8 protein-coding genes are annotated in these 12,969 nt (G+C 39.9%); 6 read left to right on the plus strand and 2 right to left on the minus strand.

The features are described from left to right. The first annotated feature begins 5 nt into the window (after nucleotides 1-5). The 5 genes from Q2U82_RS03835 to Q2U82_RS03855 all read left to right on the plus strand — a co-directional run bounded on the left by Q2U82_RS03835 (nucleotide 6) and on the right by Q2U82_RS03855 (nucleotide 7,858). Nucleotides 6-3,500 carry an efflux RND transporter permease subunit gene (locus Q2U82_RS03835; protein ID WP_410006397.1) on the plus strand — a complete coding sequence of 1,165 codons (3,495 nt, stop codon included), beginning with the start codon at nucleotides 6-8 and terminating at the stop codon, nucleotides 3,498-3,500. A gap of 215 nt (nucleotides 3,501-3,715) precedes the next feature. Beyond that, a complete protein-coding gene (gene aspS / locus Q2U82_RS03840; RefSeq protein ID WP_410006398.1) occupies nucleotides 3,716-5,470 on the plus strand; it encodes an aspartate--tRNA ligase in 1,755 nt (584 codons plus the stop codon). A 42-nt stretch (nucleotides 5,471-5,512) separates the two neighbouring features. Then, complete coding sequence (locus Q2U82_RS03845; RefSeq protein WP_410006399.1) at nucleotides 5,513-7,309, plus strand: chloride channel protein; 1,797 nt, start codon at nucleotides 5,513-5,515, stop codon at nucleotides 7,307-7,309. A 9-nt stretch (nucleotides 7,310-7,318) separates the two neighbouring features. Beyond that, on the plus strand, nucleotides 7,319-7,564 hold the full coding sequence (locus tag Q2U82_RS03850) for a hypothetical protein (protein ID WP_410006400.1): 246 nt from the start codon (nucleotides 7,319-7,321) through the stop codon (nucleotides 7,562-7,564). 96 nt (nucleotides 7,565-7,660) lie between these two features. Next, nucleotides 7,661-7,858 (plus strand): cold-shock protein, encoded by a 198-nt coding sequence (locus tag Q2U82_RS03855; RefSeq protein ID WP_068761380.1) that lies wholly within the window; start codon nucleotides 7,661-7,663, stop codon nucleotides 7,856-7,858. 54 nt (nucleotides 7,859-7,912) lie between these two features. Here Q2U82_RS03855 and Q2U82_RS03860 read toward each other — a convergent pair whose 3' ends face one another. Next, on the minus strand, nucleotides 7,913-8,362 hold the full coding sequence (locus tag Q2U82_RS03860; RefSeq protein ID WP_410007125.1) for a nucleoside deaminase: 450 nt from the start codon (nucleotides 8,360-8,362) through the stop codon (nucleotides 7,913-7,915). 111 nt (nucleotides 8,363-8,473) lie between these two features. On the opposite strand from Q2U82_RS03860, the gene Q2U82_RS03865 reads away from it, so the two are divergent. Continuing rightward, on the plus strand, nucleotides 8,474-10,252 hold the full coding sequence (locus Q2U82_RS03865) for a 1-deoxy-D-xylulose-5-phosphate synthase (protein WP_410006401.1): 1,779 nt from the start codon (nucleotides 8,474-8,476) through the stop codon (nucleotides 10,250-10,252). Between the two features lie 51 nt (nucleotides 10,253-10,303). Here the strand turns inward: Q2U82_RS03865 and Q2U82_RS03870 are convergent, their stop codons facing one another. Next, nucleotides 10,304-12,892: a T9SS-dependent M36 family metallopeptidase gene (locus tag Q2U82_RS03870; protein ID WP_410006402.1), complete on the minus strand. Its 2,589-nt coding sequence runs from the start codon at nucleotides 12,890-12,892 to the stop codon at nucleotides 10,304-10,306. Between the last annotated feature and the right edge of the window lie 77 nt (nucleotides 12,893-12,969).

Raw genomic sequence — 12,969 nt, forward strand, 5'->3', positions numbered from 1 at the left:
GCACCATGAGCAAAAACCCGTATAAAGAATTTAGTATTTCGTCTTGGGCCATTGACAATAAAATGACGGTCTATGTAATTATGGCTATCATCCTGTTTTTGGGTGCTTACTCATATTACAGTATGCCGCGCGAGGCTTTCCCTGAGATTATTGAAACCAAAATTTACGTGAGTTCCGTAAACCCCGGAAACTCCGCAGAGGATGTTGAGAAATTCATCACAGAACCACTTGAAGAGGAATTTAAGGACGTTGCCGGCGTAAAGGAAATTACCTCAACAACCCTTCAGGATTACTCTATTATTATTGTTGAATTTGAGGAAAATGTTGAAATACCCGTAGCTAAACAATCCGTAAAAGATAAGGTGGACCAGGTAAAAGCAGAGACCACTTGGCCGACCCTTACCAATGGCGCCAAGGTAGAGCCGAATGTTTTCGACCTGAATTTTTCCGAAGAAATGCCCATCCTCAACATCAACCTTACGGGAGATTACCCTGTACAACAGTTGAAGGAATACGGCGAATATCTTCAAGATAAAATTGAATTGCTTCCGCAGATTAAAGAAGCAACTATCCGTGGCGCCGAGGAAAAGGAAGTTGAAGTTGCGGTTGACATCTATAAAATGACCGCCTCGCAGGTAAGTTTTGACAATATCATCAACGCGGTGAAAGGTGAAAACAACACTATTTCCGGCGGAAATATTATTACCAACGGCGTTCAAAAAAACATCCGGATTACTGGTGAAATTGAAGACCCGAAAGAGCTGGAGAATGTTGTAGTTAAAAAAGATGACGGCATTATTTTCCTAAAAGACATTGCTGAGATAAAGTTTAAGGAAAAAGACCCTACAACCTACGCCCGCGAATACGGTGAGCCCGTAGTGATGCTCGATGTAAAAAAACGTGCCGGAAAAAACATGATCGAGGCCGTAGAGCAGATTAAAAAAATTGTAGCCGAAGAACAGGAAAATTATCTTCCAAAAAGTTTGCACATTAGCCTAACGAATGACCAATCCATAAAAACCGAAAACCAAGTGAACGACTTGGTAAACAACATCATCTTCGGAGTAATTTTGGTTGTATTGGTTTTGATGTTTTTCTTAGGTTTCAGAAACGCACTTTTCGTAGGTTTCGCGATTCCGCTTTCCATGTTGATGTCGCTGTTTATCCTTTCTTCCTTGGGCTTTACGCTAAACACTATGGTGCTTTTCGGGCTTGTGATGGGTCTTGGAATGCTTGTGGATAATGGTATTGTGGTAGTGGAGAACGTGTACACGCTTATGAGCGAAGGCATGCCGCCTAGAAAAGCTGCAAAACAAGGGATGGGCGAAATTGCTTGGCCTATTATCGCTTCTACAGCAACCACATTAGCGGCGTTTTTCCCGCTTGGGCTTTGGCCGGGAATGATCGGTAAGTTTATGATTTATTTCCCCATAACACTTTCCGTGGTGCTTTCATCATCGCTTTTTGTGGCGCTGATAATTAACTCCATGCTTACTTCAGAATTTATGAAAACTGAAGAAGAGTCCATGACAAAAAAGAAACTAATCCGCTGGAGTTTAATTCTGCTGGGAGTAGGTATTTTGCTTTTGGTTGCAGGCTTTGCGATGGATGTTGCCGCATTCCGTGGTTTTGGAAACTTGGCCATTCTTTCCGCAATTATGCTTTGGGTTTATAAATATATCTTGGCCGGGGCAGTTGATTATTTTCAGTATAAATCGCTTAAAAAGCTTGAGAATTTTTACGAAAGAATTCTAAAATATGCTTTGCGCGGAAGAAAAGCCTACGTGTTTTTCTTCGGAACAATTATACTGTTAATTATGTCTTTCGTTTTAGTGGGAATTGCGCAGCCAAATGTGCTCTTCTTCCCCGAAAATGAACCGAACCAGATTATTACCTATATAGAATATCCACAGGGGACCGATATTGAAAAAACAAACGAGCTTACAAAACAGGTAGAAAAACGTGTGTTTGACGCCATTTCAAAATATGACGACAATGGCTATAATTATATGGTAGAATCTGCCATTTCGCAGGTAGGTCAAGGTGCCGGAAACCCACAGACCGATGGCGGCCAAAGCAATGAAATGCCACAAAAAGGAAAAATCACCCTTTCCATGCGCGACTACCAATTACGCCGCGGAATGAAAAGTAGCGATGTGCTGGAAGAAGTGCGCGAATCTGTAAAAGGCTTCCCGGGAGCTTCCATTATTGTTGAAAAAGATGCTGCCGGCCCTCCGGTTGGTTACCCAATTAACATTGAATTGATTGGTGAAGATTATGAAGAAATGCTTCGTCAAGCCGAAAACTTGCGTTCCTATATTGAAGGTTTGGGCATCAGCGGTATTGAGGAATTGAAAATAGACGTTAACAAAAGCAAACCCGAAATGGACGTGACCGTGGACCGTGAAAAAGCGGGCCAGTTGGGCATTTCCACGGGGCAGATTGGGCAAACCCTTCGCCGGGCTATTTTTGGGGAAGAAGCTTCCACCTATAAAGAAGGTGATGACGATTACGAAATAAACGTCCGCCTTTCTGAAAAAACCCGTTATGACGAAAGCGCGCTTTTCAATCAGCCAATTACTTTCAGAAACAATCAAGGAAAAATTGTGCAAATACCTATTTCCGCAATGGTTACGAAGAAAAATACCGCTTCCTTCAGTTCTATTAAAAGAAAAGATTTAAAACGCACCATCACCGTTTACTCTAACGTAATTGGAGGCTACAACGCTACCGAAATTGTAAACGACCTAAAAACCGAGCTTCAAAATTACGATCTTCCAAAAGATATAAACCTTGCCTTTACGGGCGAACAAGAAGAACAGGCAGACAATATGGGCTTTCTTTTATTGGCGCTGTTCTACGCCTTGGGCGGAATCTTGCTGATTTTGGTGGCGCAGTTCAACTCGCTCTCCAAACCAATGATTATTTTAACTTCGGTGGTGCTCAGTTTGGCTGGAGTATTCCTCGGATTGGTAGTTTTCCAAATGGATTTCGTGATTATTATGACGATGATGGGTATTATTTCATTGGCAGGTATTGTGGTTAACAATGCCATCGTGCTCATAGATTACACCCAAATTCTCATAGACCGAAAAATGCAGGAACTGGAAATGGACGATGACGATATGCTAACCAAACGTCAGTATTTTGACTTGATAGTTGCGGGCGGAAGGTCACGTTTGCGTCCTGTTTTATTAACTGCCATTACAACAGTTTTAGGCCTAATTCCGCTGGCAATAGGCTTCAACATAGACTTCTTCGGACTATTTACAGATTACAGCCCAAACATATATATTGGCGGTGACAACGTTATTTTCTGGGGCCCGCTGGCGTGGACGGTAATCTTCGGTCTGATCTTCGCTACCTTCCTAACCCTGATTGTGGTGCCGGTAATGTTCTATTTGGTAAACCGCGCCAAGATCAGATTTAGAAAAAAACGCAGAATGAAGGAGATTAAAAAGTTGAAGGCAAAAGAACAATTGAGAATAGAGAATCAATAAATTTTTGTAACATTGAGTAGCCCGTCTTAAGCGCAGTCGAAGGGCAGTCGAGAACTCATTTGAGATTATATAAAAGACTTGCAAGGTTTCCAAAATCTTGCAAGTCTTTTATTTGCATACGATATTTATTTCCTTAGCTATAATAATCCCTTCAAAACCACTTCAATTCATTTAATACTTATTAAATTTGCCGTCTCAATTTTTTTCAGAAGAAAATGTACAGAACGCATAATAATGGCCAGCTTCGCGCTGCAGATATAAATAAAGAAGTAACCCTCGCGGGATGGGTACAAAAAACCCGTGATAAAGGTTTTATGGTCTGGGTGGACCTTCGCGACCGCTACGGCATTACCCAACTTATTTTTGACGAAGAAAGAACTTCAAAAGAAGTAATTGAAAAAGCTGCAAAATTGGGCCGCGAATTCGTAATCCAAGTGAAAGGAACCGTTATTGAGCGCGAATCCAAAAACCCAAATATGCCCACCGGCGATGTGGAAATTTTGGTTTCTGAATTAACTATTTTGAATCAATCCGAAACGCCACCTTTCACCATTGAAGATGAAACCGATGGCGGCGAAGATTTGCGAATGAAATATCGTTATCTCGACATCCGCAGAAAACCCGTTCGTGAAAACCTTATTTTCCGTTCAAAAGTTGCAATGGCTGTTCGCAATTATCTTTCAAAAGAAGAATTTATTGAAGTGGAAACTCCCTATTTAATAAAATCAACTCCCGAAGGTGCGCGCGATTTTGTTGTTCCTTCACGAATGAACGAAGGGCAGTTTTATGCGCTTCCGCAATCTCCCCAAACTTTCAAGCAATTGTTGATGGTTGGCGGAATGGACAAATATTTTCAAATAGTAAAATGCTTTCGCGATGAAGATTTACGTGCAGACCGCCAGCCGGAATTCACACAGATTGACTGCGAAATGGCTTTTGTGGAGCAAGAAGATATTTTGAATGCTTTTGAAGGATTGACCAAACATTTGCTGAAAGAAATTAATGGTGTGGAAATTTCCGAATTCCCAAGAATGACCTATGATGAAGCGATGGCGAAATACGGAAACGACAAACCGGACATACGTTTTGGGATGGAGTTTGGCGAATTGAATACCGTTGCCCAACACAAAGATTTCGGTGTTTTCAACCAAGCTGAATTGGTAGTTGGTATTGCAGTTCCGGGCGGAAACAATTTCACACGAAAAGAAATAGACAATTTAATAGATTGGCTAAAGCGTCCACAAATTGGCGCTTTGGGAATGGTTTACGTTCGCTGCAACGAGGACGGATCCTATAAATCTTCCGTAGATAAATTTTATACCGAAGAAGATTTGGCAAAATGGGCAGAGGCTACCGGCGCAAAAGCGGGTGACTTAATCTGCGTACTTTCCGGAGCAAAAAATAAAGCAAGAACACAGTTGAGCGCTTTGCGTATGCATTTAGCAGAACAACTTGGTTTAAGGAAAAATAACGAATTCGCACCACTTTGGGTTGTGGATTTCCCACTTTTGGAATGGGATGAGGAAACAAACCGTTACCACGCAATGCACCACCCCTTCACTTCCCCAAAACCTGGACAGCTTGAACTTTTAGCCACAAACCCCGGCGAAGTAAAAGCAAACGCCTACGATTTAGTTTTGAATGGAAATGAAATCGGCGGTGGCTCAATACGTATCCACGATAAAAAAACACAGGCCTTGATGTTTGATTATTTAGGTTTCACACCTGAAGAAGCAAAAGCACAGTTTGGCTTTTTGATGGATGCGTTCCAATACGGAGCACCACCGCACGGCGGAATTGCTTTTGGTTTGGACAGATTGGTTGCCATTTTGGGCGGACAGGAAACTATCCGCGACTTTATTGCTTTCCCAAAAAACAATGCAGGCCGCGACGTGATGATAGATGCACCAGCGCCAATTGATTCGAAGCAATTGGAAGAACTTCATCTAAAAGTTGAAATAAAATCTTAAGAAAAAATCCTGCACTTGCAGGATTTTTTGATAGCTTTAAAGATGCCAACACAAAAAAGAACTTTACTTACCCGCTTTCTTATTTGGAGAATAAAATATATCTCCCACAAACAGTTTGTGCTGTTTTTGAGTATAATGGTCGGACTTTTGGCAGGAATGGGGGCTGTAATTCTAAAAAACTTTACCCATTTAATTCAACATCTTTTAGAAGGGAAGCTTATCGCCGATTATCAAACCGCCTTCTATTTCATTTTTCCGCTTATCGGTCTTACTCTGGCATATTTAACCATGCGTTATTTAATTCGTAACAAGGTTAGCCATGGAATTCCTTCAACGCTCTACGCTATTTCAAAACGGAAAGGTTTTATGCGTCCCTTTCAAATGTTCGGCAGTTTAATCACCGCTCCCATTACCGTAGGTTTTGGGGGTTCCGTGGGTTTGGAGGGGCCAACCGTAGCAACCGGCGCCGCATTGAGTTCCAATCTTTCCAGGCTTTTCCATATGAACCAGGCCACACGCACTTTATTGATTGGTTGTGCGGGAGCTGGGGCAATGTCAGCAATATTTAAAGCGCCAATCGCCGCAATTATTTTTGCGGTGGAAGTTTTCAGTTTAGACCTTACATTGGCTTCAATGGTTCCTTTGCTGCTGGCTTCTATCTCTGCAATTACTACTTCCTATTTCTTTTTGGGAACAGATATTTTACTCCCCTTCAAAATCACAGATAAATTTGTGATAAACGACATTCCATTCTATATTTTATTGGGTTTGGTGGCGTCTATGGTTTCCATCTATTACACAAAAATGTACTCCAATATTCAAGATTTCTTTGAGAAAATTGCAAGCCCAATTAAACGTTTGTTGATTGGTGGAGTTGGTTTGGGGATTATAGTTTATTTCATCCCTCCCTTATATGGGGAAGGTTTTGATGTAATTAACAATTTGGTACAAGGCAATCCCAATGCCGCTTTGGAAAATAATTTTTTCAACTTGGACCTTTCCAGTATTTGGGTGGTTATCATGCTGCTTGCGGGATTGGTGGTTTTTAAAATTATAGCCAGCGCCCTAACTTTTGGCGCAGGCGGTGTAGGTGGAATCTTCGCGCCAACTCTTTTTATGGGAAGTATTATGGGCAACTGCTTCGCAAAAATCTTGAACAACCTTGGATTGCTGAACAGCCCAGTTTCAGAAAGTAATTTCACCTTGGTCGGGATGACGGGACTAATGGCTGGTGTGCTTCACGCACCTTTAACCGCCATTTTCCTAATTGCAGAATTAACGGGAGGGTATGAGCTTTTTATTCCCTTAATGATTACCGCAGCCATCTCCTATTCGCTTACAAAATATTTTATACCTCACTCGGTTTATACTATGGAATTGGGCCGAAAAGGCGACCTTATTACACACAACAAAGATCACGCTGTATTGACTTTAATGGATATTACTACAGTAATTGAAAGCGATTTTATCCCCATCTATCCTGAAATGAATCTGGGGGAAATGGTTCACGAAGCCGTCGTGAAATCTAAAAGAAACCTTTTTCCCGTGCTGAACAAAAAGACAAATGCTTTGGAAGGCATCATCCTTTTGGACGATTTGCGGCCCGTCATGTTCGACCAAAATTTATACGAAGAAGTAAAAGCCAGCGAACTAATGCACAGCCCCCCTGGATTGATTTATCTAAACGAGGACAAAATGACCGATGTGATGAAAAAATTTCAAGATACGGGCGCTTGGAATCTTCCGGTAATAAAAGATGGAGAGTATTACGGTTTCGTTTCAAAATCAAAACTGCTCACGGCATATCGAAGAAAATTGATTGATTTTTCAGGGAAATAATTTAAACAAATGAAATACATACTAACAATATTATTCATTGCAGTACTCATAAGCTTGGGCGTCGGGTTCTACATAAAACCTGAAGATGAAGCAACCGGAAATTTGATTATCGGGCTTACTTTAATGGCTGGATTTTTTGTATTGATGCCGCTTTTTATTTACCACAGATGGAAAAACCGAAGTGTAAAAGATTATATGCTTACAAAGGAAAACATTGAAAAAATGCAGGATTACCAAAAGGATAAAAAAATTTGAGAAGTGAGTAATTTTAAAAAATTTTGATTTCTTTAACACCTGAAATCATAATTATCATACATTTGTATCTAATTATTAATTTATTTTTTATTAAAAATGGAAGGAACAGTAAAATTTTTTAACGAATCTAAAGGTTTTGGTTTTATCACAAATGATGAAACTGGAAAAGACATTTTTGTACACGTAACCGGTTTAAATGGCGAAGCTCTTAACGAAGGTGACAAAGTAGAATATGTTGAAGAAGAAGGAAGAAAAGGACGTGTTGCGGCTCAAGTTCGCGTAATCCACGACTAAAAAAATATACTTTACAGATTCTAAAAGCCTTTCAAATTTGAAAGGCTTTTTTATTTAATTTAAATTTCTTTTCTCGATAAAGAACCTTTTAAGCAGTTGTGATGCTTCCTCAGCCATCACACCGCCGGTCATTACTGTTTTGGGATGTAATTTTGTGCCCATTGCTATGCAGCCACGTTGTTCATCCCTTGCTCCGTAAATAATTTTTGAGATTTGGCTCCAAGCTAAAGCACCCGCACACATTTGGCAAGGCTCGATAGTTACGTAAAGCGTGCAATCAATTAAATATTTACCGCCTAAATAATTTGCAGCTGCTGTAATGGCCTGCATTTCTGCGTGTGCCGTTACATCGTTTAATGTTTCGGTAAGATTATGTGCTCGGGCAATAATTTGGTTGTTTATCACAATCACTGCTCCTATTGGTATTTCTCCTTTTTCATAAGCAGTCTCGGCCTCTTGAAAGGCTCGTTTCATAAAATAAATGTCGTCGTAGGGATTTATTATATTCAAAATTTATTCCTTTTTATAAATGCGAAATTACGAATTAACAAATTCACGGATTCACAAATTCACCAAAACCAAATAAGAAATCTTCAATAGCTGTATCTTTACATCGTGTCAGAAAATATCTTAAATACAATCCAATTTCCAAAAGACCTTCGGAAAATTCCACAGGAAAAATTGCGGCAATTGGCGCAGGAGCTTCGTGAGTTTATTATAAATATAGTCGCTACAAAGGAAGGCCATCTTGGCGCTAGCCTTGGGGTAGTGGAGCTTACCATAGCTTTACACTACGTTTTTAATACTCCCGATGATATTTTAGTTTGGGATGTAGGCCATCAAGCCTACGGCCATAAAATTTTGACAGGCAGAAAAGAAATTTTTCACACAAATAGACAATTGGGCGGCGTCAGCGGCTTTCCAAAAAGAAGTGAGAGTGAGTATGATACTTTTGGTGTTGGTCACAGCAGTACCGCTATTTCAGCAGCGTTGGGAATGGCAATCGCTTCAAAATTAAAAGGCGAAATTGACAAGCAGCATATCGCCGTGGTTGGTGATGCCTCTATCGCCAGCGGAATGGCTTTTGAAGCTTTGAACCATGCTGGAGTTACCAATACAAATCTTCTGATTATTCTGAATGATAATGCTATTGGCATTGACCCAAGTGTAGGGGCATTGAAAAATTATTTCACCAAAGTGAAGCTTGACGGCGCAAAGGAAGCGGACAATATTTTTGAAGCATTAAACTTCAATTATTCGGGGCCTATTGACGGGCATAATTTAGATCTTATTATTTCTGAATTGGAACGTTTAAAAAATGTTCCGGGGCCAAAGGTGCTTCATTTAATTACAACAAAAGGAAAAGGATTGCGGCAAGCCGAAGAAAACCAAGTTACATATCACGCTCCTGGAAAATTTGATGCGCTTACTGGAGATTTGGCTCCAAAAAGCACCGAATTACAGTCACCAAAATTTCAAGACGTATTTGGAAAAACCTTAGTTGAGCTAGCTTCGCAAAATAAAAAAATAATAGGCATTACGCCGGCAATGCCTACGGGAAGCTCCTTAAAATTTATGATGGATGCCTTCCCCGAAAGGGCTTTTGATGTTGGCATCGCAGAACAGCATGCCGTTACTTTTGCTGCGGGAATGGTTACTCAAGGATTTTCCGTTTTCTGTAATATTTATTCCACTTTTTTGCAGCGCGCTTATGATCAAGTGATACACGATGTTTGTTTGCAAAAAATCCCTGTAATTTTTTGTTTGGACCGTGCTGGAATTGTTGGCGAAGATGGCCCAACCCATCACGGAATTTTTGATTTGGCCTATCTAAACTGTATTCCAAACCTCATCATTTTTGCACCTCGCAATGAAACGGAGCTCCGCAATATAATGTTTACGGCACAACAAGGATTGGATTTGCCAATATTCATCCGTTATCCGCGCGGTAGAGGGAAAATTTTGGATTGGCAAAAGCCTTTTAAAAATATTGAAATAGGAAAAGCAGAAATTATAAAAAAAGGTGAAGAAATTGCTGTTTTAACAATTGGAACTGTTGCAGATAATACTGTTGAAGCTATTGAAGCGCTCCACTTTTCTCTTCAGAAAAAAATTAGTTTAATAGATTTGCGGTTTTTGAAACCTTTGGATGAATCACTTTTGCATCAGGTTTTTAAAAAACACAAAGCAATTATTACGATTGAGGACGGAACTATTATTGGTGGTCTGGGAACTTCAGTTGTTGCCTTTGCCGCTTCAAACGGGTATAAGAATTCAATTGAAATTTTAGGTATTCCTGATATTTTCCCAGATCAGGGAACTATTTCAGAATTACAGGAAATCGCGGGTATCTCTTCGGAAAAAATAAAACAAACCCTTCAAAGGTATTTATAAAAAAAGAGGCCCTTGCGAGCCTCTTTTAATTTTTAAAAACTATATGAAATCTTAGTTGATTATCAATTTAGTTGTTTGTGAACGTGCCGCACCTTCAATCTGCATCAAGTAAATACCTGAAGTAAGGCCAGATGCATTAATTGTTGCGTTTTGGTGAAGTTCAATTGTTTGGTTGAACACTTTTCTACCATTCATATCAAAAATAGAAATTGTAGCTTCTCCAACATCAACTCTAGACTTAATGCTAAGCTCTCCATTTGAAGGGTTCGGATAAATTATGAAATTGTTTTCATTAGCGTCATTATCAGAAACACCTAATTCACATCCTGCTGGAATATCAAAGTTCTCAACTCCATCAGATCTGCTACTAGTACTTCCCTGAGATGCATTTTCTCCAAGACCTCTCTTGGCAAAAGCACGCCAGATAAGGCATCTGTTAGCTCCTCCATAAAGAAGTTGGTCAGCTTCAAGGATAGCATCACGTCCATCCACAAATCCTGGACTACAAGGCTGAAGCTTCAATCCGTCCATAACAAGTTGAAGTGCAATGTTGTTACCTCCAGTACCGTTTTTAATATCTGGGTCAAAACCGTAACGGTCAATCAAATCCCAAGTTAAATCCCATAGCATGGTTGCCCAAACCGAGCCTACTCCGTGAGGAACTGCTTGAGTTTTAATACTATTATATGTAAAATCATTTACTGCAAAGTCTGTATTGTAAAATTTAGTTCTCAAACCTCTTCCGGCTATTCCTTCACCTAGTGCATAGGTACCAATACCACGGTAATCATTTCTAGTGTCGCCTGGCTTCATTGTAAGTACTAATCCAAAATAATCACTCCAGCCTTCACCCATCTGTTCTTCATTTTGAAGACAGCCAGCTTGACTAGGACCTCCAGTTAAACGGTTAGAGATACCGTGTCCATATTCGTGAGCTATTATCACATTGTCAAGATCACCATCTCTTTGGAAAGGATCGTTTCCAGAACCATCATCTTTTAATGTTGCATTGATAGTATCTCCATTTAGAAGTGAAGCAATTAATGCATTTCCGTCTGATTGATAAACCATAATTGCTGGAATTGTGATGCCAGATCCATTTCCTCCCATTGCAAGAGGATCTCCAGGAACGTCATTTACAACAATTACAGCTACCGCGCCCTCATTTTGAGCAGCAAGAGTTTTTACGTTATAAGCACAGGTACCCCTTCTGATAACTACAATTTTACCATTCAAATCAGCTCCATTAGTTACGGTATTACAACCATCGTTTGGATCGCCACTGTTATCCTCTATCACTACAAGATCTGCAGTTATAGGAGAAACTGGTACTGGTGGCGCAAAATTGGAATCGGCTGCATAATAAGCTCCAGCCAAGGGACCGTTGTTCACGGTAAGGAAAGTTCCCAATACTTTGCCTGGGGCATTCCAAAGATACATTTGCATTCTTGGATTGCTACCATCTGGCGGTGTTCCAAAGTTTGCGTTGTTCATACCACTTCCATCTTGTGCATCTGCAACAACAAAGTCATTTCCATTTCCAGGATTGCCATAGTTGTTTTTTTGGAAGTTTCCACTTGCCTCATCAAAACCGTAATGATAAAGAATATCGTGCATCATATTGTTCATATAGAACAAATTAGTAAGCGCTCCATCCAAAAAGTTAACGGGAACCTGTGGAAGGTTATAAGGAAAATCAAAAGTAAGTGTTGCACCACCATCGGCAGTTCCACCGTTACCATTGTTACCATTTCGGTCTTCATTTGACAATACATTGTTTCCTTTTGTATCAGTAAAATCTGGACCAGCTACGCCATCCCAATCATGCCATCCAAATGGAGAAGCAATTGGGTCAGAAGGATCAGAAACTATTGAATCATCTCCATCATTAGGAGCGATCAAAGGCAAAGCAAATACACGATAGGAAGAACCGTCGCCAAGCATACGGCTTGAATTATCTACTTTGTTATTTGAAAAAAGTAAACTTTCTGAATTGGTGTGGGTATGTGCCCCCTCAAAGTTACAGCTCACTACCCAATCATTAGTATCCAATAATTCGCCAGTAAGAGCGTCAATACGAACACTGTAATAATGTGAAGCATCTAATAAATAGATACTCAAATCCCAAGCAAGTTTTAAAGCACCTGTTTCATCCATTTTTTGATAAACAAGTTCTACTGGAATGTTATCCAGAGAAATATTGCCATTGGAAAAAATGTAGCTATTATCTGAAACTGTTTCCACCAAATTAAGATTTGAAGGGTTTTCCAGGCCTAGCCAGTTAGCAGCTTTTGATATTGCACCTACTGCAGAAATAGATGGTGTTGTGCCGTTTACTTTTGCAGCGGCATTTTCAGTAAAAGAAAGCTTAGCGCTTATTACTGCCCCATCTTTAATAACGAATGGAGAAACAGAATTGAATAATTTAATGCCTTGGTGGCGCTGTTCAACATAAACATTTTGAACTTTCAAGCTTTTTGAGTAAGCCTGAGAAGCAATAGAAATGTCCGAAATATCCTGCTGTTGAAGCGAATACTGCGTTCGGTTTTGTTGAAGGTACGATTTTATCACGGTGCTATAGTCCTGAGCAAAGGAAACATTTACAGCAAAAATGATAAGTAAGTAAAGAACTTTTTTCATAAGATAATAATTAAGTTTTTAGGTGATTACGATCAGAAATAATCGATCAAAAAATGTTGATTTAAAATTTCCAAAAA

The organism is Aequorivita nionensis (genome assembly GCF_046352995.1).
GTDB lineage: Bacteria > Bacteroidota > Bacteroidia > Flavobacteriales > Flavobacteriaceae > Aequorivita > Aequorivita nionensis.

Coding starts and splice junctions, on each gene's coding strand:
- Q2U82_RS03855 (WP_068761380.1), top strand. CDS start 7,661: ATGGAAGGAACAGTAAAATTTTTTAACGAATCTAAAGGTTTTGGTTTT.
- aspS (WP_410006398.1), top strand. CDS start 3,716: ATGTACAGAACGCATAATAATGGCCAGCTTCGCGCTGCAGATATAAAT.
- Q2U82_RS03835 (WP_410006397.1), top strand. CDS start 6: ATGAGCAAAAACCCGTATAAAGAATTTAGTATTTCGTCTTGGGCCATT.
- Q2U82_RS03870 (WP_410006402.1), bottom strand. CDS start 12,892: ATGAAAAAAGTTCTTTACTTACTTATCATTTTTGCTGTAAATGTTTCC.
- Q2U82_RS03850 (WP_410006400.1), top strand. CDS start 7,319: ATGAAATACATACTAACAATATTATTCATTGCAGTACTCATAAGCTTG.
- Q2U82_RS03845 (WP_410006399.1), top strand. CDS start 5,513: ATGCCAACACAAAAAAGAACTTTACTTACCCGCTTTCTTATTTGGAGA.